At 67.0% G+C, this 24,157-nt stretch carries 17 protein-coding genes; 1 reads left to right on the top strand and 16 read right to left on the bottom strand.

Translation table 11 applies throughout. The annotated features are described in order from the left end of the window. Positions 1–1,149 carry a M24 family metallopeptidase gene (locus J3S28_RS06745; protein ID WP_207839047.1) on the bottom strand — a complete coding sequence of 383 codons (1,149 nt, stop codon included), beginning with the start codon at positions 1,147–1,149 and terminating at the stop codon, positions 1–3. A gap of 175 nt (positions 1,150–1,324) precedes the next feature. On the opposite strand from J3S28_RS06745, the gene J3S28_RS06750 reads away from it, so the two are divergent. Next, complete coding sequence (locus J3S28_RS06750) at positions 1,325–1,831, top strand: B-4DMT family transporter (RefSeq protein ID WP_207839049.1); 507 nt, start codon at positions 1,325–1,327, stop codon at positions 1,829–1,831. Between the two features lie 85 nt (positions 1,832–1,916). Here the strand turns inward: J3S28_RS06750 and aroB are convergent, their stop codons facing one another. The 15 genes from aroB to aspS all read right to left on the bottom strand — a co-directional run bounded on the left by aroB (position 1,917) and on the right by aspS (position 24,067). Then, positions 1,917–3,032: a 3-dehydroquinate synthase gene (aroB, locus tag J3S28_RS06755; RefSeq protein WP_207839051.1), complete on the bottom strand. Its 1,116-nt coding sequence runs from the start codon at positions 3,030–3,032 to the stop codon at positions 1,917–1,919. After that, positions 3,029–3,514: a shikimate kinase gene (locus J3S28_RS06760; RefSeq protein WP_207839540.1), complete on the bottom strand. Its 486-nt coding sequence runs from the start codon at positions 3,512–3,514 to the stop codon at positions 3,029–3,031. Before J3S28_RS06760 ends, aroB begins: the two co-directional genes overlap by 4 nt. A gap of 38 nt (positions 3,515–3,552) precedes the next feature. Then, positions 3,553–4,761, bottom strand: a complete 1,209-nt coding sequence (gene aroC / locus J3S28_RS06765) for a chorismate synthase (protein ID WP_207839053.1) — start codon at positions 4,759–4,761, stop codon at positions 3,553–3,555. Positions 4,762–4,798: 37 nt separating this feature from the next. Further along, on the bottom strand, positions 4,799–5,185 hold the full coding sequence (locus tag J3S28_RS06770) for an A24 family peptidase (RefSeq protein WP_207839055.1): 387 nt from the start codon (positions 5,183–5,185) through the stop codon (positions 4,799–4,801). A gap of 88 nt (positions 5,186–5,273) precedes the next feature. After that, positions 5,274–6,092 carry a shikimate dehydrogenase gene (locus J3S28_RS06775; protein ID WP_307796907.1) on the bottom strand — a complete coding sequence of 273 codons (819 nt, stop codon included), beginning with the start codon at positions 6,090–6,092 and terminating at the stop codon, positions 5,274–5,276. Between the two features lie 52 nt (positions 6,093–6,144). Then, positions 6,145–7,926, bottom strand: coding sequence for an endolytic transglycosylase MltG (mltG, locus tag J3S28_RS06780; protein ID WP_307796909.1), 1,782 nt, complete (start codon positions 7,924–7,926; stop codon positions 6,145–6,147). After that, positions 7,923–8,399, bottom strand: coding sequence for a Holliday junction resolvase RuvX (gene ruvX / locus J3S28_RS06785; RefSeq protein WP_207839063.1), 477 nt, complete (start codon positions 8,397–8,399; stop codon positions 7,923–7,925). Before ruvX ends, mltG begins: the two co-directional genes overlap by 4 nt. Next, a complete protein-coding gene (gene alaS, locus J3S28_RS06790; RefSeq protein WP_207839065.1) occupies positions 8,396–11,062 on the bottom strand; it encodes an alanine--tRNA ligase in 2,667 nt (888 codons plus the stop codon). The genes ruvX and alaS overlap by 4 nt, the downstream gene beginning before the upstream one ends. Before the next feature lie 96 nt (positions 11,063–11,158). Beyond that, complete coding sequence (locus tag J3S28_RS06795) at positions 11,159–12,538, bottom strand: replication-associated recombination protein A (RefSeq protein WP_207839067.1); 1,380 nt, start codon at positions 12,536–12,538, stop codon at positions 11,159–11,161. A gap of 12 nt (positions 12,539–12,550) precedes the next feature. Continuing rightward, complete coding sequence (locus J3S28_RS06800) at positions 12,551–13,699, bottom strand: hypothetical protein (protein WP_207839068.1); 1,149 nt, start codon at positions 13,697–13,699, stop codon at positions 12,551–12,553. A 54-nt stretch (positions 13,700–13,753) separates the two neighbouring features. Then, positions 13,754–14,683: a transglutaminase family protein gene (locus tag J3S28_RS06805; protein ID WP_207839541.1), complete on the bottom strand. Its 930-nt coding sequence runs from the start codon at positions 14,681–14,683 to the stop codon at positions 13,754–13,756. 8 nt (positions 14,684–14,691) lie between these two features. Next, complete coding sequence (locus J3S28_RS06810) at positions 14,692–17,451, bottom strand: circularly permuted type 2 ATP-grasp protein (protein ID WP_307796911.1); 2,760 nt, start codon at positions 17,449–17,451, stop codon at positions 14,692–14,694. After that, on the bottom strand, positions 17,448–21,173 hold the full coding sequence (locus tag J3S28_RS06815; RefSeq protein ID WP_207839070.1) for a transglutaminase family protein: 3,726 nt from the start codon (positions 21,171–21,173) through the stop codon (positions 17,448–17,450). The genes J3S28_RS06810 and J3S28_RS06815 overlap by 4 nt, the downstream gene beginning before the upstream one ends. Positions 21,174–21,262: 89 nt before the next feature. Then, the gene (locus J3S28_RS06820; RefSeq protein WP_207839072.1) at positions 21,263–22,204 is read right to left on the bottom strand and encodes a DUF389 domain-containing protein; all 942 of its coding nucleotides are present in this window, start codon (positions 22,202–22,204) and stop codon (positions 21,263–21,265) included. A 6-nt stretch (positions 22,205–22,210) separates the two neighbouring features. Next, positions 22,211–24,067, bottom strand: coding sequence for an aspartate--tRNA ligase (aspS, locus tag J3S28_RS06825; RefSeq protein WP_207839074.1), 1,857 nt, complete (start codon positions 24,065–24,067; stop codon positions 22,211–22,213). Positions 24,068–24,157: the final 90 nt, after the last annotated feature.

Consider the following 24,157-nt stretch of genomic DNA (forward strand, 5'->3'; position numbering starts at 1 on the left):
TCAGATGACGGTGAATGTCTTGTCGGTGGTGGTGAGCAGTTCGGGTTCGCCGTCACGGACCACGAGGGTGTCCTCGATCCTGACACCGCCCCTACCCGGCAGGTAGACGCCGGGCTCGACGGTTACAGCTGCACCGCATGGCAGTGTACCCGTGCTGAGAGCCCCGATTGACGGCGCTTCATGGATCTGCAGGCCGACGCCGTGGCCCAGGCCGTGGACGTAGTACTCGCCGAACCCTGCCTCGTCGATGATCGAACGTGCTGCGGCATCGACCCCGACCGCTTCGACGCCCGGTTCGAGGGCTTCGCGTCCCGCCAGCTGCGCCGCCGCGACCACCTCGTAGATATCGCGTTGCCACGGCTGCACCGTCTCGAGCACGTACGTGCGGGTCATGTCCGAGTGGTAGCCCTCGACGACCGCCCCGAAGTCGATTTTCAGCAAGTCGCCGGAGCTGAGTTCGGCGTCCGTCGGACGGTGATGCGGGATGGCCGAGTTCGCCCCGGTGGCGACGATCGTCTCGAACGAGATCGCTTCGGCGCCCCGTTCGAACATTGCCCACTCCAGCGCCCGTGCCACCTGCCGCTCGGTCCGTCCTGGGACGAGCAATCCGTCGGCGATGATGTCGGCCAAAGCGAGGTCGGCCGCCTGACACGCGGTCCGGATCTGTTCGACCTCGTACTCGTCTTTGACGATCCGGAGCTCCTCGACGAGAGGCGCCACCCCGACAAGGGTCTCCCCACCGGTGAGGAGCGGGATCAGGCGCTGGTGGGTCGCCACCGTCACGATGTGCTTCTCGAAGCCGATCCTGGCCCCGGAGCCGGACAGGTCCTCGATCAGAGCCTTCGGGCAATCACGGGCGATGATCGCGCTCAGATCCGGCGCCTGCTCCGACACCTGCGTGAGGTAGCGGCCGTCGGTGCTGATCCTGTCGCCACCGGCCGCGGTGACCACAAGAGCGCCGTTCGATCCGGTGAACCCGCTCAGATACCGCAGGTTGATCAGATCGGTGATCAGTACCGCGTCGACTCCCGCGGCATCGAGCTGGGCGCGCAGCAGATCTCGTCGTGCGCTCTGCGCGGTCGGACCGGGGTCGGGCGCCACGCGAGCGACTCCGGCCGACTGTTGCGAGGTCTGTGAGGTGGCACTCATGTGTCAAGGCTAGTGGAGTGGGCAGGCCGGGGCAGTTTGCGGCGTACCCGAACGTGCGCTGTTCGGGTGGAATCGACCTCGGCGTTCTCTCGCAGGACAGCGCAATACCGCCGGACACAGAGTCCATTTGTGGGCCCTGCCACACAAAGTGACCGGGCATCGGTAGTCTGCTCGCATGGTTGCGTGGTTGTTGCGTGGGTTGGTCATGTCGGCGGTGCACATCGGTGCCCGGGTCCTGTTGGGTCTGGCCATCGTGGCCTGGCCACTGGAATCGACGATGTGGAAGACGGTTGCCATCGCGGCGGTCGTGCTGGTTGCCCTCATCTGGGGCGGTGTCGACGGACTCATCGACGGCCGCGAGCACGAGGACCCCGACGACTACCGCGACCTCACCATGGTCTGGCTCAAGGCCGGCCTCCTCGCCGGTCTCATCAGCGCCATCGTCTGCTGGATCCTCGGCAACTGGGTGATGGCGGGCCTCGGTCAGAACTCGCTCGCGATCGAGATCTTCGCAGGCGGTTCGTTCACCACGTTGCTGATCTTCGTCCCCGCTCTGGTCGGGGCCGCACTCGGCAGGTTCCTGACCCGGCGCCAGCACCGCAAGAATCAGGCGGCCCGCGATGCAGAGGCAGACGACGACTTCTCGTACCAGCAGACACAGCCGGTCGGGCTGACCAAATAGCCGACCGACCCACTCGAATTCGCGAGGCCCACCCGAAGTTTCGGGTGGGCCTCGCGAATTCGGGTGGGTGACGGGCGTCCGCGCATCAGAGCAGGATCGCGCCGCCCGACGGTTGTTCTTTGGCCACCGCCGAGTACGCGGCGACGAGGAGTGCTGGATCAGGGGCTTCGAGACGACCCGGTGTACCCAGCCCGTCGAGGATGACGAATCGCAACATTCCCGACCGGTTCTTCTTGTCGCCCGCCATGCCCTTCAGCAGATCACCGAACGCGTCGGGGTCGTAGCCGACCGGCAGCCCGACACTCTCCAGGATCGCCTTGTGACGATCGGCGGTCTCGTCGTCGAGCCGACCTGCGAGCCGGCCGAGCTCGGCGGCGTACACCAGACCCACTGCGACGGCCGCGCCGTGACGCCAGCGGTACTTCTCGCGGCGTTCGATGGCGTGGCCGAGGGTGTGCCCGTAGTTGAGGATCTCGCGCAGCGACGACTCCCGCAGATCGGCGGCGACGACACCTGCCTTGACCCGGACAGACCGTTCGATCAGTTCGGGCAACACCGGACCGGTGGGGTCGAGTGCGGCTTCGGGGTCGGCCTCGATCAGGTCCAGGATGACGGGGTCGGCGATGAAGCCGGTCTTGATGACCTCGGCCATCCCGGCGATGATCTCGTTGCGCGGCACTGTTTCCAGGGTCGCGATGTCGATGAGGACGGCGCGCGGTTCATGGAACGAGCCGACGAGGTTCTTGCCTGCTTCGGTGTTGATCCCCGTCTTACCGCCTACCGCTGCGTCGACCATCGCCAGCAGTGTCGTCGGCACATGCACCACCGGGATGCCGCGCATCCAGGTCGCGGCCACGAAGCCGGTGAGGTCGGTGGCCGCTCCCCCGCCGAGACTGATCACGACGTCGTTGCGTTTCATCCCGATCCGCCCGAAGACCTCCCAGCAGAATGCCGCCACGGAGAGTTCCTTGCCGGATTCCGCGTCGGGGATCTCGACCCTGTGTGCGTTGAAGTTGTTCTCGTCCAACGTCTTGCGGATCACTTCGGCGGTCTCGGCCAGCGTCGGCTGGTACAGGATCGCGACCGAGTCTGCGCCCGCGACCGCCTCGACCAGTTCTGTGAGCAAGCCCCGCCCGATGATGACGTCGTACGGACTCTCACTGTTGACCGATACCCGGATCGGTGCGCTGTTGTCTGTCACTGTGTCGCCTCCTGAGTGCTGAGCGCGGCGATGATGTCGTCCGCCACGCGCCGCTGGTGCGGATGGGCGTCGACGACGATCGTCGCGACCGTGTGGTAGATGGGGTCGCGCTCGGCCAGCAGATCGCGGTACACAGCAGCTGGATCCTCAGCCCGCAGCAGTGGCCTGTCCGAGTTGGACGCCCGCGAAAAACCCTGTTCGGCAGACACTTTCAGATAGATCACTGAATGGCCCACCAGGCGTTCGCGTGTCCTGGTGCTCAGCACCGCCCCGCCGCCGAGCGAGAGCACACCGGTGTGTTCGGCCAGCAGATCAGCGACGACCTGCTCTTCGAGGTCGCGGAACGCCGACTCTCCGTCCGCCGTGAAGATCTGTGGGATCGTGCGACCCGCGCGGCGTTCGATCTCGCCGTCGCTGTCGATCCACGCGACTTTGAGGGCCCGCGCGAGTTGCTGTCCAACGGTGGTCTTGCCGGATCCCATGAACCCGACGAGTACGGCGCGTGGCCCGAGTGGGGCCGTCACGGTTGCGGCAGCCGCGCGGCCACGCGTTTGAGATAACCGGCGACATTGTCGCCGGTCTCGATCGCGGAATCGCCACCGAACTTCTCCAGGGCCGCCTGCGCCAGCACCAGCGCGACCATCGATTCGGCGACGACGCCGGCAGCCGGAACCGCGCATACGTCCGAACGCTGATGGATCGCGGTGGCCTGCTCGCCGGTGGTCATGTCCATCGTCGACAGTGCGCGTGGGACCGTCGAGATCGGTTTCATCGCGGCGCGTACACGGATGAACTCGCCGTTGGTCATCCCGCCTTCGAGCCCGCCGGCACGGTTGGTGGACCGAACCGCACCGTCGGGACCGGGGACCATCTCGTCATGGGCGGCGCTGCCGCGACGGCGAGCGGTCTCGAAGCCGTCACCCACCTCGACCCCTTTGATGGCCTGGATGCCCATCAGCGCACCCGCCAACCGGGAATCGAGCCTACGGTCTCCGCTGACGTGGGATCCGAGTCCGACGGGTACACCCGTCGCCACGACCTCGACGACGCCACCGAGTGTGTCCCCGTCCCTCTTGGCGGCCTCGATCTCGGCGATCATCGCGGCTTCCGCGTCGGTCGAGTAGGCCCGCACCGGGCTCGCGTCGATCTGTTCGAGATCCAGGTAGGTGGGTGCGGCACCGACGTAGGGGGCGGAATCGCCGATGGAGATCACATGCGAGAGCACGTCGATCCCGAGGACCTGACGTAGGAAATTCCTGGCGACGGTACCCACTGCGACCCGCGCGGCGGTCTCGCGGGCACTGGCCCGTTCCAGGACCGGTCGGGCGTCGTCGAAGCCGTATTTGAGCATTCCGGAGTAGTCGGCATGGCCCGGACGGGGCCGCGTGAGCGGAGCGTTACGCGCGATACCGTCGAGCTCGTCCTGCGGAACAGGGTCTGCGGACATCACCGTTTCCCACTTCGGCCACTCGGTGTTACCGACCTCGATGGCCACCGGGCCACCCATGGTGAGACCGTGGCGTACTCCGCCCACGACGGTCACCTGATCGGCCTCGAACTTCATCCTCGCCCCGCGGCCATAGCCCAATCGGCGACGAGCCAATTGGTCGGCGATCTGTGACGAGGTCACCTCGACACCGGCCACCATCCCTTCCAGGACAGCGACCAGAGCGGGACCATGGGATTCTCCGGCAGTACTCCAGCGCAACACAGTTCTCAATTGTTCCACGCCTCGGCTGGTGCGCCGTCATCAGATACCGCAACACTCACCAGATGCCACACGACAGCGCCGCAGCGGCGCACAACGGCGGACCGTGTGCCTGTGGGTTCCGGCGAGACCCGGCCGCAGCCGCAAGGGTGAGCAGCTGGGCGAGCAGGATCAGGACAGCTCCGGCCACCAACGAGCCGGACATCGCGCCCAGTGTCGGCACGAGTTTGAGATCGCCACCCCCGCAACCACCCAGCGCGTGAGCCACGCCGTACGCCGAGGCGGCCAGCAGCAGACCCGGTGTTGCGGCGGGATGGGTGGCGGCCCCGACAACAGCCCCGAACAGCGCGGGCAGGGTCAGTGTGTTGGGGAGTCTGCGCTCCCTTATGTCCGAGACCGAGAGGGCGATCAGCCAGATCGCGAGAATCGGGAACACCAGCTGCATCAGTCCACCATCGACCATCGCCGGGCCGGAACGCTCCGATGGAGCACCGCTCTGGGGATAGAGGTGAGATCTGTGGAAGACTCTGCGATCAGACGAGCGCCGCAGCCATCGCCACGCGCGGTGCGGGCATCCCGGTGAACTGCTCGACCTGCCCGAACGCCTGATTCAGCAGCATCACCAGGCCACCGACCACCATGCCACCGGCGGACTCGACAGCTGCCGCCAATGGTGTCGGCCACGGGTCATAGATCACGTCGAACAGGCGCGGCGCGGACGACAGCGCCGGGACCAAGGGAGCTGCGGCTGCGGCCGGCACCGTGTTGACCAGGACCGCGCAGGCACGTGAGCGCCGGCGCAGTGTCGAATTCGGCTCGAACGTGAGTACCTCGGCGGCGACGCCGTACGTGTCGGCGACCGTGAGCACCTCGCTCGCGCGTTCAGCGCTGCGCGCGACCACGCTCAACTCCCGAAACCCCGCCGCGGCCAGGGCGGCCACCACCGGCGCGGCAGTGCCACCCGCCCCCACCAGGACGGCGCGGGAACCGGCTCCGTCGGTGATCCCGAGCTCGGCCAGGCCGGCCGAGGCACCGTCGACGTCGGTGCAGTCCGCGTGCCAGCCGTCCGCGCGACGTACCAACGTGTTCGCCGAACCGACGGCCACCGCCCGCTCGGTGCGATGATCTGCGAACGCCAGGGCCGCGCGCTTGCCCGGCATCGTGACCGACAGACCCACATATCGCTCATCGAGACCCGATACGAGTGCGGGCAGCTGTTCGGCCGTGCACTCCATTCGCTCGTACGTCCAGCCGGTGAGGCCGAGCGCCTCGTAGGCCGCAAGGTGCAAAGCGGGTGAACGCGAATGCGATACCGGTGCGCCCAAGATCGCTGCCGCGCGTGGGCCTGTCACGTCGCTGATCCCCACGTCACCCATCCCGAACGTCACTCATCCCGAACGTCATTCATCCACAGTTGGTCTTCAGCACACCGTTGTCGCACGCCTGCTGACGGTTGCGTTTGTGTTGCTCGAAGTCCTCGGTGAACAGTGTGGTCCCCTGCTGGTCGACGGAGACGAAGTACAGCCAGTTACCCGCCGGAGGATCGAGCGAGGCTTCCAGGGCGGGCTGGCCCACCGCGCCGATCGGTGTCGGAGGCAGCCCCTTCTGCTGGTACGTGTTCCACTTGGTCGCCGCGGTGAAATCGTCGCCCGCGACGTCGATGTTCTGGATGGCGGATGTGTAGTTCACCGTCGAGTCCATCTGCAGCGCCTGGTCGACACCGAGCCGGTTGACGATCACCCGGGCAACCTTCGGGTAATCCTCCGCCCGGTTCACCTCACGTTCGACGACCGAGGCGGTCACCAGTGTCTGGTACGGCGTCAGGTTGCTGGTGGAGGTGCCCGATTCCGGCAACCCCCACTGTGCGAACAGCGATGCGCTCCGAGAGATGAGGTAGTTGAGCATCTGCACCGGCGTCTGGGACGGGTCGATGGCCTCCCAGGACGTTGGCGCGATCAAACCTTCGATCCGGCGGTGGTCACCGGTCAGGGCTGTGACCGCATCCGTTGCCCAGGATGGCACGCCCAGCTCCTGCGGTGTCGCTGTGGCGGCGGCTTGGGCGAGCTCTTCGACGGTGACGCCGCTTTCCTCACCGTTGAGGTCGACGGTGGTCGCCTCGGCGACCCGCGCAAAGATGCCCGGAGTCGTCTTTCCGTCGATTCCCTCTTTGGTGTCGAGCTGCAACCCCTCGGGGATGACGACCCTGCCGACCCGGTTCTCGGTGTTGGTCATCATGGCCACCGCGGTGCTGGCGGGGATCTCGGTCCGCAGCTTGTAGAAGCCCGCCGAGATCGGCTCGCCGCCCGCCGCGGTGGTGAAGGCGTTGACGCTGGCGACCACGTCGTTCTCGGTGAGGATCTCACCGAACTTCGTCAGGGTTGCGTCCTGCGGGATCTGCACGATGACATCGGCCGTACCCGCGGTATTGGTGAAGTCTTTGTCGTCGGCTCCGAAGAACCCGACCACGCGCAGTCCCGCATAACCGATGCCTCCGATCAGCACCACCATGAACACGACGGCGATAGAGATGACGACTCGGCGCCGCCTGCGTCTGCGTTCTGCAGCGGCGCTGCGTTTCGGCGAGCGGTCGCGGGCCGGCAACGGACCTGCGTCGCGTCCGGTCGCGCCGACAGGGGCCCCCGCCTGCGAACTCCGCTCACGGGCGCCGGCCTGCCTACGGTCGTACTCGTTGCGACCGGGATCGGAGAACAGCCCTGGAGCGTCGTGCGACGGTGCAGGGTCGTAGGCGTGCGGGGGCCGAAGGCGATGCTCCAGCCGAGATTCGTGGGGGGTTGCCGGTGGCTGAACGGGCCCGGAATCGACCGGGCCGCGGCCCTGGGCGGGTGGTGCGGGCGCCGCGGAAGGAGGTGGTGGAGTCGCCGGGGGCGACGGGCGTCGCCCCTCGTCGGCACCGGGAGGAGACCACGGCGAGCCGGCCGCCGGTGGATCGCCCTGGCGGCGCGGCGGGCTCCGGCGGGGGGCACCCGGATCTTGCGGCGGGATGGCGCGGGGACCGTGGCGACCACCGGAGCGAGGCGCGCCATCGCCGTGCGTGAAGTACCTCAGCCGCTCGGGATCGGGATGACCGTCGGAACGTCGCCGGCGATGAGCGGCCCGCTCCTGCTGTTCCTGGCGGTTGCCGTGACCGGGATCGTCTGGACGTCCCTCGGATCTGTCGTCGTTCACCCGAGACCTTCCTGACGGCCCGACTCCAGATCGCGGCGATGTGTCTGTAGATCCAACCATCCTTGCAGGATCGCGACCGCGGCAGCCTGATCGACCACACCCTTCTGCGCCTTCGCGCGTACCCCCGACGAGCGCAGCGCCTGTTGAGCCGTGATCGTGCTGAGTCGTTCATCGCTGTAGAGCACCGGTACCGGCGAGATCCGCTCGCCGAGCGCCGTGCCGAATTCCGTGGCCAGCGTGGCTGCGTGACCGTGCTCGTCACGCAAGGTCTTGGGTAGACCGACGATCACCTCGACGGCCTCGTATTCGTCCACGATCGCGGCGATACGACGCAGGTCACCGTCGGCCTTCGGTGTCCGGGCGACCGTCTCGACCGGAGTGGCGAGGATGCCGTCGGGATCGCATGACGCGACCCCGATGCGGACACTCCCGACATCGATGGCCAGCCGCCGACCGCGCGGCGTCAGGGTCATCGAATCTCGCCGACCAGTTCGCGCAACCGCGACAACGCCGGCCCGATTCCGGATGCGTCGGACCCCGAGCCCTGCGCCAGGTCTGGTTTGCCGCCACCCCGGCCGGACACCAGTGGAGCGAGTTCACGCACCAGGTCACCGGCTTTGATGCCGCCGCTGCGGGCGGATTCGGTCGTCGCGATCGCGAACGGCACCTTGTCCCCGGAGACCGAGAACAGCGCCACCACAGCGACATCCGACGCCACCCGCCCGCGAAGGTCCGCCGCCAGGGTGCGCAAGTCGCCCGCGTCCAGCCCGTCGAGCGACCCGGAGACCACCAAAACGTCGCCAACCCGGTGCGCTTGTTCGATCAGCGATCCGACTGAGGCGCGGGCGGCGTCGGCCCGCATTTTCTCGATCTGTTTCTCGGCTTCCTTGAGCTTGGTCACGAGGTTCTCGACCCGGGCCGGGACCTGGTCGCTCGGAACCTTCAGCGACGAGGCCAATCCGGCCAGCAGCGAACGTTCCCTGGCGAGATAGCGGTAGGAATCGAGTCCCACGTAAGCCTCGATCCGGCGCACTCCCGACCCCACCGACGATTCGCCGAGCAAGGTGACCGGGCCGACCTGTGCCGAGGTCGAGACGTGCGTGCCGCCACACAGTTCCATCGAGAAGGGACCGCCCATCTCGACCACCCGCACCACGTCTCCGTAGTTTTCGCCGAACAGCGCCATCGCGCCCATCGCCTTGGCCTCGGTCAGGCCGGTCTCGAAGGTGTTGACCGGATAGTTGGCCTCCACCGCCGAATTGGTGATCTCTTCGATCTCGCTGCGCTGGGACTCGGTGACAGGTCCCGATGCACTGAAGTCGAACCGCAGATATCCGGGCCGGTTGAGTGATCCGGCCTGGGTGGCCGAGGGACCGAGAACCTGGCGGAGTGCGGCGCCGACCAGGTGGGTGCCCGAGTGGCCCTGTGTCGCGCCGTGGCGCCAGGCGTTGTCGACCTGTGCCAGTACGTCGTCGCCCTCGGCGATCTCACCTTCGTCGACGACGGCCTTGTGCAGCCAGACCGACTTGCCGAGCTTCTGAACGTCTTTGACGGTGACCCGCAGACCGCCCGATGTGGTGATCGTGCCGATGTCGGCGATCTGCCCGCCCGACTCGGCGTAGAGGGGACTTCGGTCGAGGATCACCTCGACCGTTTGCCCCTTCGACGCGCTGCGCACCCTGCCGCCGTCGGTCACGAGCCCCAACACCCTTGCCTCGGTGGCGAGTTCATCGAATCCGGTGAACAGCGTGGGGCCGCGGTCGAGGAACTCGCGGTAGACGCTCAGGTCGGCATGACCCGACTTTCTCGCTGTGGCATCGGCTTTGGCTCGGTTGCGCTGCTCGGCCATCAGCTCGGTGAAGCCCTCGCGGTCCACCGCCAATCCGGCCTCTGCCGCCATCTCGAGCGTGAGGTCGATGGGGAAACCGTAGGTGTCATGCAGAGCGAACGCGTCGCCGCCGCTGATCCGGGTTGCGCCGGACGCCTTCGTGGCGGCCGCGGCGTCGTCGAACAACTTCGAACCGGCCGACAGGGTCTTGAGGAATGCGTCCTCTTCCCCGACTGCGATGGAGACGATGCGTGAACGTTGTTCCGGCAGGTCGGGATACGACGTCGCCATGGTCGCGATGACGGCCTCGATGAACTCGCCCATCGTCGCAGTGCTCGCACCGAGGAGCCGGGCGGACCGGACGATGCGCCGCAACAAGCGGCGCAGCACGTAGCCTCGTCCGTCGTTGCCGGGGGTGATGCCGTCGGCGATGAGCATCACCGCGGTCCGCGAGTGATCCGCGATGACCCGGAACCGGATCGCATCCGCGGCATTGCCCGCGGTGTAGGTCCGCCCGGTCAGGCGCTCGGCGACCGCTATGACCGGGGCCAGCAGATCGGTCTCGTAGACGTTGTCGACGCCTTGCAGGATGCAGGCGACGCGTTCGATGCCGAGCCCGGTGTCGATGTTCTTCTTGGGGAGCGGTCCGAGGATCTCGTAGCCCTCTTTGCCACCACCGGGTCCACGCTGATTCTGCATGAAGACGAGATTCCAGATCTCGATGAAGCGGTCCTCGTCTGCCTCGGGTCCACCGTCCACCCCGTACTCGGGGCCACGGTCGTAGAAGATCTCCGAGCAGGGCCCACATGGGCCGGGAACACCCATGGACCAGTAGTTGTCCTTGAGACCACGGCGTTGGATCCGCTCGGCGGGCACCCCGATCTCATCCCGCCAGATCGCTTCGGCCTCATCGTCGTCGAGATAGACGGTCGGCCAGAGCCGCAGCGGATCGATGCCGAAGCCACCTTCGGACACCGGGTTGGTCAGTAGGGTCCACGCGAACGTTATCGCCTCGCGTTTGAAGTAGTCACCGAAGGAGAAGTTGCCCGCCATCTGAAAGAAGGTGTTGTGGCGGGTGGTGATGCCCACTTCCTCGATGTCGAGGGTGCGAACGCACTTCTGGATGCTCGTCGCGCGGTCGTACGGCGGTGTCTGCTCGCCCAGGAAATACGGTTTGAAGGGCACCATTCCGGCGTTGACGAACAGCAGGTTCGGATCGTCGAGGATCAACGACGCGCTGGGTACCTCGGTGTGCCCGGCCTTGATGAAGTGATCCAGGAACCGCTTCCTGATCTCATGCGTCTGCACTGGAGGTCCTCACGTTTTCGACTGCAGTTGCTACAGGCCCGCGAACGAGCCGAATCCACCCTACTGGCATCACCGCGTCCAGTTCGTCATCGCCTGTCATCGCCGGCCACGGACGATGTTGCGCAACCGGCCCAGGCGCGGGCCGATCTCGCGCTCGTGGCCGTGGTCGGTAGGGACGTAGTAGTCGACGCCGACGAGTTCGTCCGGGGGGTATTGCTGGGTCACGACTCCGCCGGGATCGTCGTGCGGGTACCGGTACCCGACGGCGTTGCCGAGTTTCGCAGCGCCCGCGTAGTGACCGTCGCGCAGATGGGCGGGTACCGCTCCGGCCTTGCCGTTCTCGACATCGGCGACCGCCGCCCCGATCGCAGCGACCACGCCTGCCGACTTGGGCGCGGTGGCGAGGTGAATAGTGGCCTGCGCCAACGCAAGCCGCGCTTCGGGCATTCCGATGAGCTGTACTGCCTGTGCCGCGGCGGCTGCGGTCTGCAGCGCGGTCGGGTCGGCCATCCCGATGTCCTCGCTCGCGTGGACGACGAGCCTGCGCGCGATGAACCGAGGATCTTCACCCGCGCTGATCATGCGGGCCAGATAGTGCAATGCCGCATCGACATCCGATCCGCGAATGGATTTGATGAACGCGCTGATGACGTCGTAGTGCTGATCACCGTCGCGGTCGTACCGCACCGCTGCACGGTCGACCGCAGACTCCACATGGGCGAGGGTGACCGCCACGGCCTCGTCGCCGCCGCGGTCCGCGTCGGACAAGGCGGTGTCGGCGGCGGCCTCGAGCGCGGTCAGTCCGCGCCGGGCGTCGCCCGCCGAGATCTTCTCCAGGTGATCGAGCGCGTCGTCGTCGATGGTGACGGCGCCCGCTAGCCCGCGCGGGTCGGCCGCAGCGCGGAGGAGCAGCTTCCGGATGTCCGGCCCACCGAGCGATCGCAACTGCAGCACCAGCGATCGCGAGAGCAGCGGTGCGACCACCGAGAACGAAGGGTTCTCCGTCGTCGCCGCGACCAGCAGCACGATCCGGTTCTCCACCGCGTCCAGGAGCGCATCCTGCTGGGTTTTGGAGAAGCGATGGACCTCGTCGATGAACAGCACCGTCTGCGTTCCCGAGATGAGCCGACGCCGGGCTGCGTCGATCACGGCCCGTACCTCTTTGACGCCCGAGGAGAGCGCCGAGAGCGCCTCGAAACGACCACCGGCGGCTGCGGAGATCAACGCCGCCATCGTCGTCTTGCCCGTTCCGGGAGGACCGAACAACAACACCGACGCCGCACCCGAACCGTCTATCAGACGACGCAGCGGCGATCCCGACTCGAGCAGATGCTCTTGCCCGACAATCTCTTCGAGTGTCGCCGGACGCATGCGAACGGCGAGCGGCGCTCCGGCGGTCGGTCGCGGCAAACCGGCGGTGATCGTGGCGGGCGGCGCCTCGGGGGCGGCGAACAGGCCACCCTGGTCGTCATTCATCGCCGGTGGTGATCAGTGCAGCCACGAGGAGTCGAGCGCCTGACCCACGGTGTCGGCGAACTCGGCAAGTCCAGGTGCGTGCGCGCGGCGCGCGGCGTCGGCCAGACCGGACCAGCGGTCCACGATCACCCGAGGATCCGAGGTGCTGAGCGCGAGACCGTGGGGCTCATCCGAGCGGCCCACGTCGGACTCGTCCACCGGAAGCATCCACATCGTGGACAGCCACACCCACGCCAGCCGAGCGAGCACGGTCTTACGGGCGAGTTCGCGGTCCGACCCCAGCGCCGGCCAGATCCCCTGGACCTCGGAGCGCCACGCATCGATCATCGAGGTCTCGAGATCCACCCGACGAACACCGGTGTCGCCGGACAGCCACGGGGTGAATGTCACCAGCGCATACGCGATGTCGAGCGAGGCGTCTCGGAAACCGCCCCACTCGTAGTCCATGAACTGCACACCCTCGTCGTTGATCAGGATGTTCTCCGGGCCGACGTCAGAAGGGCTGAACGCACGGTGCTCACCCTCCCGGAACAGCTCACCCGCCTTCTCCAGCGCGCCGAGCACCTCTGGGTCGACCGTGAGACCGAACACGTCGGCGATCACCCGCGGGGCGGCCCGGACCGCAGCATCGAACTGTGCGCGGAGTGCGTCCACTGCGATCCCCTCGGCGCCCTGCCGCAACAGCGCCGCGAAGTCGTTCTCGCCACCGACCGTCGCGGCATGCATCCGACCCAAGGCCTGTCCCCACGCACTGACGGCATTGGACGTGGCCACCACGTCGTTGCTGCCGAGCAACTCGGTCATCGACCTGCCGTCGCCGAGGTCGCTGAGCACCAGCACCTTGGCGCGCAGATCGAACGCGATCAATGCAGGTCCCGGGCGCGACGTCGTCGGCAGCGCCGTCGCGTACTTGTAGGACGCGACCTCCCGGATGAACGCCTCACCCGACACGGCGTCGCCGTCACCGAGCACCTTGATCACCAGCGTGCGATCGCCGGAGAACGGGTTCTGCGCAACACGCACCCGCACTACTTCGGTGCGCCCACTCCCGCCGAGGTCTTGCGGGTCGGCTAAGGACACCGGGGAGCCGGCGCGAGCGGCGAGAAGCCGCTCGGCTGCCTGCACCGCGCCGGTGATGTGGCTATCGGCTAGAACAGTCATCCCCTACAACCTACCCAACTGTGCCGCGAACCATAGTCGATAAGACAACTCGTGTCAGGGAACTGGGGAGACATCCACCGAGACATCGATTTTGCTCTTGCGGGATTCGGTATAGATGACCCCTCGCAGCGGGGGTACGTCCTCGTAATCGCGTCCCCACGCGACGGTGACGTGCCGCTCGCCCACCAGGGTGTCGTTGGTCGGGTCGAACGCGATCCACCGGTCCCCCGGCAACCACACCGCGGCCCAGGCATGAGACGCGTCCGCACCGAAGATCCGTTCCTTGCCCGGTGGTGGGTCGGTGACTAGATATCCGGACACGTATCGGGCAGCGAGCCCTTGCGAACGCAGACATGCGATCGCGACACGGGCGAAATCCTGGCAGACCCCTTCACGACGGTCCAGGACGGTCTCGACCCGGGTGCTGATCTGGGTCGATCCCGAGCGGTAGGTGAAGTCGCGGAAGATCCGCCGCGTCAGCTCGACCACCACATCGATCAGAGGCACGCCGGGGGTGAAGATCGTCGCGGCGTAGTCGCGCACGGCGGGGCTGATCTCCGGCGGGTAGAGATCCAGCCGGAACTCGACCGCCCGGGCGGATGCCGGGCCGAGTGGCCGGGCGGCTTCCCACGATCCGAGTGCCGCCGGCGACTCGAGCAGGCCCTGGTCGATCGGATCCACCTCGACCGTCGACGTACCGGTGACCTCCAGCCGTCGGTGGGGTGCGCGGACGTGGAAATAGCTGTCGGAGTTGCCGTAGATGTCCACTCCGGTCGACCGGTCGGACGGTTCGGGGTCGATGATCACCTCGCTGGTCAGCACCCGCTGCCCCGGCAGATCACGGGGCTGCAGGTACGCGCGGCCGTACGAACTCGACACCACGTTGTCGTAGTCGTACCGCGTGCGGTGGGTGACCCGGTACCGGCGGGCTGCGGGCTGCTGTGACTGACCGTTCTCGGATTGACCGTTCTGGTATCGGCCCATGTGGGAATTCACAACTGCACCTGCGAACCCGCGCCCCACAGAGGCTGCATCTCCACCGGATAGGCGAATCGGGTTCGACCCAACACGTCCGAGATCTCTCGGAGACCCGAATTCAACGTGCGCATCAGATCGTCGAGCTCGACTCGTCGGCCGCCGGCGCCGATGGCCGCGAGATCGACCGGATCGACGCGGCGCAGTTCGGAGACCAGGTCCTCGACGACCCGCTCGGCGGCAGCGGAACGGACGTCGGTGGGCAACGACGAGAGGTCCTCGCGCAGGGTGGCCAGCTGGTAGATCATCGCCCGCGGATTGCCCTCGTCGAAGAGCATCAGCGAGGCGACCGACCCCAGCCGGACGATTCCGCGGTTACGCCGCCGGTAGATGATCGCCGACTCGTTGGCCACCAGATACGCCTCGAGAAGACCCTGCTCGGTGTCCGCGTCCCGCTGTGTCACCAGCACCGCTGCGGTGAGCGAGGCGAGTATCTGGGCTCGCTCGATCCGGCGACCGATGTCCATGAACAACCAGCCGGGGTCGTGGACCATCGACTCCGCCTGCAATCCGGCCAACGCCAACAATCCGTGCAGGATGTCGTCCTGCGCCCGGCCCAGACCCGATCCGTCCAGATCGCGTTCATCGGACTCGGAGTCCAGGACGGGCTGCGGTCCGAGTTCGGTGAGTGCACGGTCCACTGCACCCAACACCATCCACGTGCTCGTCGAGAGCTGATCCCGAACCGCCCGCGCGAGTTGCTGCATCCGGTCCACAGCGAACGCCACCGAGCCCGGTGACCGGCGTGCACTGGTCATGGCGTGCAGTCGCAGCGTCGCCGCCTGCACCTCGTCGGGTTCCGGGGCGCCCTCCCCAGAATGGTCACCGATGTTCTTGGCACCCTTGACGATTCCGCCCGTCCCGGTGGTCGTCGCGACTGCGGCCAGGAACAGTGGAATAGACGCCGTCCCCGTCATCCACGGCCGGTACCGGTAGTCCTCGTAACGCTCACGCGCGACCCTGACCATCCGCGTGGTCAGTTCGGCGCGCTCGCCATAACGGCCGAACCAGAACAGATCCGACAGCACGCGGGGCGAACTGACCACCGCGGCATCGGTACCGCGATTCGTCGCCGCGGAGTCGCTACCGTTCACGACGATCGTCGCGTCCCGCACAGGCCGCTCCGCCGACTCGGGCACCCGAGCCTGCGTACCGGCTGGCTCCGCCGTTGTCACCCACACATCCTTGCCCGCGATCGACGTCATCGCCGACCCGGCGTGGCCGTCCGCGAGCACGTGACCGAGACCACCCGGCATCACGGCGTAGCCCGATCCCTGCGCGACGCTGAACGCGCGGATACCGACCGGCGCAGCCCGCAGCGGCGAACCGATCGCCGTACGCCGGTACGGTCCCGGGGTGGTCGACGGCGCCACCGAGAACGAGGTCAGTCGCCGTCCGACCCACTGCCAGGGTTCGCTCTCGATCCGGGCGGCCAGAACAGACCGATCCCCGGCGGACAGCGTCGGACCCAGGATCTCTTCGCCGGTCCGGAAGTTCGAGACCGTCATGTCAGACATCTCGACCGTCAACTTCGAGCGTTGCAGATCGTCGCCGGCCCAGTAGGTTTCGACCGAGTTCAGCTGTAGGTCCTCGTCGAGGAGATACCGGCATGCGGCAGCCAGCACCGTGTTCAAGGCCGGGTTCTCCATCACTGCGCTGCCGAGTGTGTTCAGCACCGTCACCGACCCCCGCGAGATCGCCTCCACGAGTCCGGTGACGCCCAGCCGGGAGTCGGTTCGCAGGTCGAGCGGGTCGCAATAACTGGAGTCCACGCGGCGCAGAATCACGTCGAGGCGTTTGAACTTGCCGAGCGACCGCATGTAGACGGCACCGTCGCGGACCACCAGGTCGGCTGCCTCCACCAGTGGGAACCCGAGGATCGAGGCGAGATAGGCCTGGTCGAATGCCGTCTCCGACAACGAGCCCGGGGTGAGCACCGCCACGGTGGGGTCTTCGATACCCCGCGGCGCGTACTCGAACAGCGCGAGCCGCAGCGTCGCGGCGAACGCTGCGGTCGGTCGCGGCACGCAGCGCTGGAAGAGCCGAGGGAACGCCCGCGACATGAGACGGCGGTCGGCGATCGCGTAACCGATACCGGACGGCGCCTGTGCCCGGTCGGCGAAGACGAGGTGTTCGCCGTCGGACCCGCGGCCGATGTCACAGGCGTGCAGGAACAAACTGTGCGGCTGGGTCTGCGGAAAGCGGGCCGCTTTCCGAATGTAGCCAGGATGTCCGTAGACCATCTCGGGCGGCAGCACACCCGCGGTGATGGTCCGCTGGTCGGAGTAGATGTCGGAGAGCAGCGCATCCAGCACACGCGCGCGCTGCGCGATCCCCTTCTCGAGTTCCTGCCAGCGGGCGCCGTCGACAAGCAGTGGCACGCAGTCGAGCTGCCACCGTCGTTGTTGCGTCCCGGCATCGGCCGGAGCGTTGTAGGTTATCCCGTCGTCGTCGACGAGGGTCCGCACGCGGCGATCGGCCTGACGCAAACCCGCGTCGCCGAGACGTTCGTACCCTTCGATCAGATCGGCCCACTGGCCACGCAACGCCCCGGCCCCGTCGAGCAGTTCGTCGAAGACGCCGGTCGGCGATGCGGTCACGGTACCCGCGGACGTCGCATCCGCGTTCGGGGGCAGGGCGGCAAGATCGAACAATCCGAACCGGTCAGACCGATATCGGTCCAGAATTCCGGTGGGTTCAACCCTGGGCGATGTCACCGAAGGACTGTACGTGCTCGCCGCATGTCGAGGATCATCGGTACACCCGAATCGGTCGCGAGACGAGCCGCGAATTCGCGTAGCTTCGCAGTGTCGACGGCGTCGGCCCGGTGCCCGGAGGCTTCGAACCGGCCGTTACGACGTGACTCGGCCTCCACCGCGTTGACGGGCGGGCGCTCGTACGCCCGGCCACCGGGATGGACGACGTGATATTTGGCGCCGCCGACAGACCGACCGTTGTGCGTGTCGACGAGGTCGAACACGAGTGGGGTGTCGATGGTGATCGTCGGGTGGAGCGCACTCGGAGGTTGCCACGCCCGGAACCTGATCCCGGCCACCGACTCCCCCGCCCGACCGGTACCAGTCAGCGGAACGGGGACTCCGTTGCAGGTCAGGATGAACCGATTGTTGTCGCCGCCGAGCACGCGTACCTGCACCCGTTCGATCGAGGAGTCGACGTAGCGGGAGGTACCACCGGCGGTCGATTCCTCGCCGAGGACGTTCCACGGCTCGATCGCGCCGCGCAACTCGATCTCTACGTCGCGGATGTGGACGGTTCCCAGGCGCGGGAACCGGAACTCGGTGAACGGCGCCAACCAGGCGGTGTCGAAGTCGTAGCCGGCCTCACGGAGATCCTCTGCGACGTTCGCGATGTCGTCGATCACATAATGCGGCAGCAGATGCCGTCCATGCAGGTCAGCGCCGTGGCGCTGCAGCCGCGCGCGGTACGGATCGTCCCAGAACCACGAGACCAGACTGCGGACCAGTAGCGACTGGACCATGGCCATCTGGTGGTGTGGCGGCATCTCGAAGCCCCGCAGTTCCAGCAGCCCGAGCCTGCCACGGGTGGAGTCGGGACTGTACAACTTGTCGATGCAGAACTCGGCCCGGTGCGTGTTGCCGGTGATGTCCGTGAGCAGGTGGCGCAGCGCTCGGTCGGTCACCCACGGCAGGTGGTACCCGGTCGCACCGGCCTGGATCTCTTCGGTGATCCGGTCGATCTCAGCAAACGAGACCTCGAGTTCGTAGAGTGCGCTCTCGCGACCCTCGTCGGCGCGTGGGGCCTGCGAGGTGGTCCCGATGAACCGCCCGGAGAACAGATACGACAACGACGGGTGCAGTTGCCAGTAGGTGAGCATGGAGACGAGCAGGTCCGGGCGGCGCAGCATCGGCGACTCGGAGGGACGGATGCCGCCGAGCGTTATGTGGTTCCCGCCACCGGTACCACCGTGGCTGCCGTCGAGGTCGAACGACTCTGTGCCCAGGCGTACCCGGCGGGCCTGGTCGTACAGGGTTTCGAGGAGTTCCGATTGTTCGGCGAACGACGCTGTCGGCTGGATGTTCACCTCGATCACCCCGGGATCCGGGGTGACCGTCATCGACGTCAGTCGTGGGTCCGACGGTGGGCCGTAACCCTCGACGACGACGGGCTTACCGATCTCCGCGGCGCTGCGCTCGACCAGGTTGAGCAGCTCCGCGAAGTCATCGCCGGTCTCGGTCGGTGGCAGAAACACATACAGGACCCCGCCGCGTTCTTCTGCGACCAGCGCGGTCACAGCGCGCCCACTCGGGTCGACGAGATCACCCTCGGCTTCCGAGTCGGTTGCGCCCGGCGCGGCGCCGGCCTGCGGCGCTTCCGCCTGCACACGTGCAGCTGCTTCGGCGACTGCGGCCTCCGCCTCCCGAGCGGCCCGGGCCGCCGCAGCGGCTCTCGCCCGTTCGACCTGCATCTCCGGGGTGATCCACAGCGGTTCGCCGTCCCCGTGCGTACCGTCCGGCGTCACCGACGTACCGGGACGCGGGCGCGGCAGTGGTTCCCCGGCCATCCCTGTCGGCGGCGCCTCCGGTGCGGCGGCGTCCGGTGCGTCCGACTCCTGGGCGGCCGGGTCGATCGGCTCCGGGGGTGGCGGGAATTCCGGCAGTGCTGTCAGGTCTGCCAGCGGTTCGATGTCGAATGCGGTGGGATCCGCCGGGAAGAACTGTGGTTGCCCCTCCCAGAAGAGCGCGCTGAGCGGCAGCCGGAGCCCCGCCGGTGAGTTACCAGGACTCAGGACGAGACGCCCGCGCCGGGTACGCCAGAGAGCACTGACCCAGCCGACACCGCGGGGGTTCCGGCTGATCGGCAGGAGGTATGCCGTCGGTGTACTCACCGACGAATCGAGTTCCGCCAGCAACTGCTGCCGGCGGTCGTCGGAGTCGGTCTCGGGGTCGATGTCCTTCTCAACCGCCGCGGTCGCTTCAGCCTCTTTGTTCGGCGGCATGCCGACTGGCAGTCGGACCAGTTCGGCCAACCTCAACAGTGGGTCCTCGTAGGCCGGAACGACCTGCGAATCGGGCAACCGCAACCGGCGGGCCAGCGATTCGATGAACGCCTTGGGCGACTTCGCCGTCGCAGGATCCGCGGGTCCCAGTCCACCCGGGGACTGCCAGTCGATCGTCGTCTGCGCGGCGGCCTTCGTCGGCCACGGGTCGTCCAGGAGGTCCGGGTTGCTCCACAACGCTTTGCCGTCGGCGCGCCAGATCAGGTCGATCTGCCAGCGCGGCAGCGGCTCGCCGGGGTACCACTTGCCCTGCCCACGTTGGACCAACCCGGTCGGCGCGTAGATCTTCTTGAGTCGATCGGTGAGGTCGGACGCCAGCGAGCGCTTGTGCGGTCCGTCCGCTGCGGTGGTCCATTCCGGATCGACCTGGTTGTCGAGCGAGACGAAGGTCGGCTCTCCGCCCACGGTCAGCCGGACATCGCTGGCGGCCATCCGGGCATCGAGGTCGGCCCCGAGATCGACGATCTTGCCCCACTGGTCGGCGGTGTACGGCAGCGTCACACGCGGGTCCTCGTGGAACCGGGTGACCTCGTTCGAGAAGTCCATCACCGCATGACATTTGCCGGTGGCCCCCGTGATCGGTGCCGCCGCGCCGGGATGCGGTGTCGCGGCCAGCGGGATGTGTCCTTCTCCGGCGAACAGACCCGACGTCGGATCCATCCCCACCCAGCCGGCACCCGGCAGGTACACCTCGGTCCACGCGTGCAGGTCGGTGAAGTCGGCGTCGGGCCCGGACGGACCGTCGATCGACTTGATGTCCGAGGTGAGCTGGACCAGATAACCGGAGACGAAACGCGCGGCCAGCCCCAGCCTGCGGAGGATCGCGACGAGCAGCCAGGCCGAATCTCGGCACGAGCCGATGCCACTGTCGAGGGTGAACTCCGGTTCCTGGACACCGGCTTCCAGACGCACCGTGTAGCGGACGTCGTCGCGGACGGCACTGTTGAGCGCCACCAGGTAGTCGATGATCCTGGTCTTACCGGTGACCCGGTGGTCTTCCACCCATTTCGTCACGAGCGGATCGTCGCCCGCCGAATCCACCGGACGCAGGTAGACCTCAAGGTCGCGCCGCAATTCCTCGGGGTAGGCGAATCCGACGTACTCGGCGAACTCTTCGATGAAGAAGTCGAAGGGGTTGATCGACGTCAGATCGGCCACCAAACCGACGGTGAAGCTCAAGACGTTCGTCGGCTCCGGAAACACCAGTCGCGCAAGATAGTTGCTGAACGCGTCCTGCTGCCAGTTGATGAAGTGTTCAGCTGGTTCGACCTTCAGAGAATAGGCCTCGATGGGAGTACGCGAATGCGGTGCCGGACGCAGCCGCAGCACATGCGGATACACCTTCGTCAACCTGTCGAAGTTGTACGTGGTCCGGTGTTCGAGTGCCACCTTGATGGTCAACGACCAATACCTCCATGCGCCGGTAAAAACCCTGGCTGCAAGTTCATCACAAGTTCGGCGATGACGCCGGGCTCGCGCGAGGAAACCGGCTACCGCCGTGTCGAGGCCACCTTGCGGGTCGTACGGCGGCTGTGGGCCCGGTGGATCAGCAGGACCGCGATTCCGGCGACGACGATGCCGACGAGGTTGATCACCAGCTGCGCGGTGGATTCTGCGGCCACCCGCCATTGCCCGAGGGTGGCCGCGACGACAGCGTAGCCTGCGGCAGGCACCGTGGTGACAGAGATGAAAACCCCCACCAGCGCAGCCGATTTCGACGATACGAGCGACAGCATCCCGGCAGCGCCCGCCAGCAGCGCGACGACGAGAGAGAATGGTCCGACCTGGTAGATGAAGTCGAGTTGGTCGGCGGTCGTCACGTCGGTCATGGCGATCCACCCCAGGCGTTCGGCGACCACTGCTCCCGCACCCGTCACCACCATCGCCAAGGGAAAGCCCACGGCGAGGGCCAGGACCGATCGTCGGGCCAGCGAGAATTTGCGCCGCACGATCGCCACCGCGATACCCGCCAACGGCCCGAACTCGGGTCCGACCACCATGCCGCCGACGACGGTCACCGGTGAATCGGTGACCACTCCGACCGCTGCGAGCAGGCAGGCGAGGCAGAGAAACGCCAGGAAAGTGACGCTGAGGGTGGCGTCCTCGTTCGTGTGCTCGAGCAGTTCGTCCCAGACGACCGCGTCCTCCGGGCCGCCGGGCGCATCCCGTTCGGCCTGTTCGGCCGCATTCGACAAGACGGTATCGAGCAGTTCGACCACGATGGCGCCGTCGGTCACCAGTTCCAGCGCGCGAAGCTGTTTGAGCAATTCGTTTGCGGCTTCACGCGTGACGTCCGCCTCGATCAGGTCACCGGCCGGCTCGAGCGCCGCGCCGGGCACCCTCGTCACATGCGTGACACCGATGCACTCCCGCAACGCGTCGACCACGTCGTCAGACCGCTTGGCCGGACTGATGATCCGCAGGTGCAGCACGCCTGATTATGTACCGGTGGTCGTCGCCTCCGCGGTCTTTGGCACAGTTTCTCTTGGCGCGGCCTCTTTTGACGCGGATTCTTTCGGGCCGGTTTCCTTCGCGGCGGGGGGCTTTGCGTCGATCCCGGATTCCTTGCGTTGCGCCGGAGTGATCGCTGCCGGCGCGTCGGTCAGCGGATCGACACCGCCACCGGACTTCGGGAAGGCGATCACGTCGCGAATCGACGGCTGGCCGGCGAGCAGGGCGGTGATGCGATCCCAGCCGAACGCGATGCCTCCATGCGGAGGCGCGCCGAAGGCAAAGGCATCCAACAGGAATCCGAACTTCTCCTGCGCCTCCTCGGTGCTGATGCCCATGATCTTGAAGACAAGCTCCTGGACCTCACGCTTATGTATACGGATCGACCCGCCGCCGATCTCGTTGCCGTTGCAGACGATGTCGTACGCGTACGCAAGCGCGGACCCCGGATCCGACTCGAGCACGTCGAGGGATTCCGGCTTCGGCGAGGTGAAGGCGTGGTGAACCGCGGTCCACGCTCCCGACCCCACCGCCACATCACCGCTGGCGGTGGCGTCGTCCGCGGGTTCGAAGAGCGGGGCGTCGACGACCCAGGTGAACGCCCAATCCCCTTCCTTGATCAGGCCGAGCCGCGCAGCGATCTCGCCGCGAGCGGCACCCAGCAGCGCCCGCTGGGCCTTGGCCGGCCCGGCCGCGAAGAACACACAGTCCCCCGGGTTGGCGCCGACGTGAGCAACCAGGCCAGCACGTTCGGCCTCTGAGAGGTTCTTTGCAACGGGGCCGCCAAGCGAACCATCCTCTTGGACAAGCACGTACGCGAGTCCCTTTGCTCCGCGCTGCTTGGCCCACTCCTGCCAGGCGTCGAGCTGCCTGCGTGGCTGTCCGGCCCCGCCCGGCATCACCACGGCGCCGACGTAGGGCGCCTGGAAGACCCGGAACGGTGTGTCTTTGAAATAATCCGCGCACTCGACGAGCTCGAGTCCGAATCGCAGATCGGGCTTGTCGCTGCCGAAGCGGCGCATCGCGTCGGCGTAGGTGATCCGCGGGATCGGGGTCGTGATGTCGACACCGATCAGCTTCCACAGAGCGGTCAGGATTTCTTCGGCGACCGTGATCACGTCGTCCTGCTCGACGAAGCTCATCTCGACGTCGAGCTGGGTGAACTCTGGCTGGCGATCGGCACGGAAGTCCTCGTCGCGGTAGCAACGAGCGATCTGGAAGTAGCGCTCCATCCCGGCCACCATCAGCAACTGCTTGAACAACTGCGGGCTCTGCGGCAACGCATAGAACGTGCCGGGCTGCAGCCGCGCAGGCACCAGGAAATCGCGGGCGCCTTCCGGGGTCGACCGCGTCAGCGTCGGCGTCTCTATCTCGACGAAGTCGTGATCCAACAAGACGTTGCGGGCGGCCTGGTTGACCTTCGACCGCAGGCGCAGGGCGTTGCCCGGACCCTCGCGCCGCAGATCGAGGTAGCGGTACTTGAGCCGGGCCTCTTCGCCCGGGTTCTCGTCGAGCTGGAACGGCAGCGGAGCCGATTCGTTGAGGACGACGAGTTCGGTGGCGTTGACCTCGATGTCACCCGACTCCAGGTTCGCGTTCTCGCTACCTGCCGGGCGCTGCTCGACCAGACCGGTCACCTGGACGCAGTACTCGGCACGCAACCGGTGTGCCGGCGTCGCGACGGCTTCGTCCCGGAAGACCACCTGCGCGAGACCGGAGCTGTCCCGCAGGTCGATGAAGATGACCCCGCCGTGGTCGCGCCGGCGCGACACCCAGCCGGTCAACGTCACCGTTTGCCCGGCGTTCTCGGCTCGCAGTGATCCGGCGAAATGGGTGCGCAGCACAGTGTTCCTCTCGAAGCTGACTGAAGTCGTGTCGTGCAACATCCTACGGCGACCACATTCGGCCGAGAACGCCCCTGCTCATGGGATGCT

It is taken from the genome of Williamsia soli (assembly GCF_017377795.1).
Taxonomy (GTDB): domain Bacteria; phylum Actinomycetota; class Actinomycetes; order Mycobacteriales; family Mycobacteriaceae; genus Williamsia; species Williamsia soli.

Bases quoted from the DNA above. Each gene is read 5' to 3' on its own strand.
- J3S28_RS06745 (WP_207839047.1), bottom strand. From the start codon at position 1,149: ATGAGTGCCACCTCACAGACCTCGCAACAGTCGGCCGGAGTCGCTCGC.
- J3S28_RS06750 (WP_207839049.1), top strand. From the start codon at position 1,325: ATGGTTGCGTGGTTGTTGCGTGGGTTGGTCATGTCGGCGGTGCACATC.
- J3S28_RS06760 (WP_207839540.1), bottom strand. From the start codon at position 3,514: ATGGGATCCGGCAAGACCACCGTTGGACAGCAACTCGCGCGGGCCCTC.
- J3S28_RS06770 (WP_207839055.1), bottom strand. From the start codon at position 5,185: ATGCAGCTGGTGTTCCCGATTCTCGCGATCTGGCTGATCGCCCTCTCG.
- ruvX (WP_207839063.1), bottom strand. From the start codon at position 8,399: ATGACCCTGACGCCGCGCGGTCGGCGGCTGGCCATCGATGTCGGGAGT.
- J3S28_RS06795 (WP_207839067.1), bottom strand. From the start codon at position 12,538: ATGAATGACGACCAGGGTGGCCTGTTCGCCGCCCCCGAGGCGCCGCCC.
- J3S28_RS06800 (WP_207839068.1), bottom strand. From the start codon at position 13,699: ATGACTGTTCTAGCCGATAGCCACATCACCGGCGCGGTGCAGGCAGCC.
- J3S28_RS06805 (WP_207839541.1), bottom strand. From the start codon at position 14,683: ATGGGCCGATACCAGAACGGTCAATCCGAGAACGGTCAGTCACAGCAG.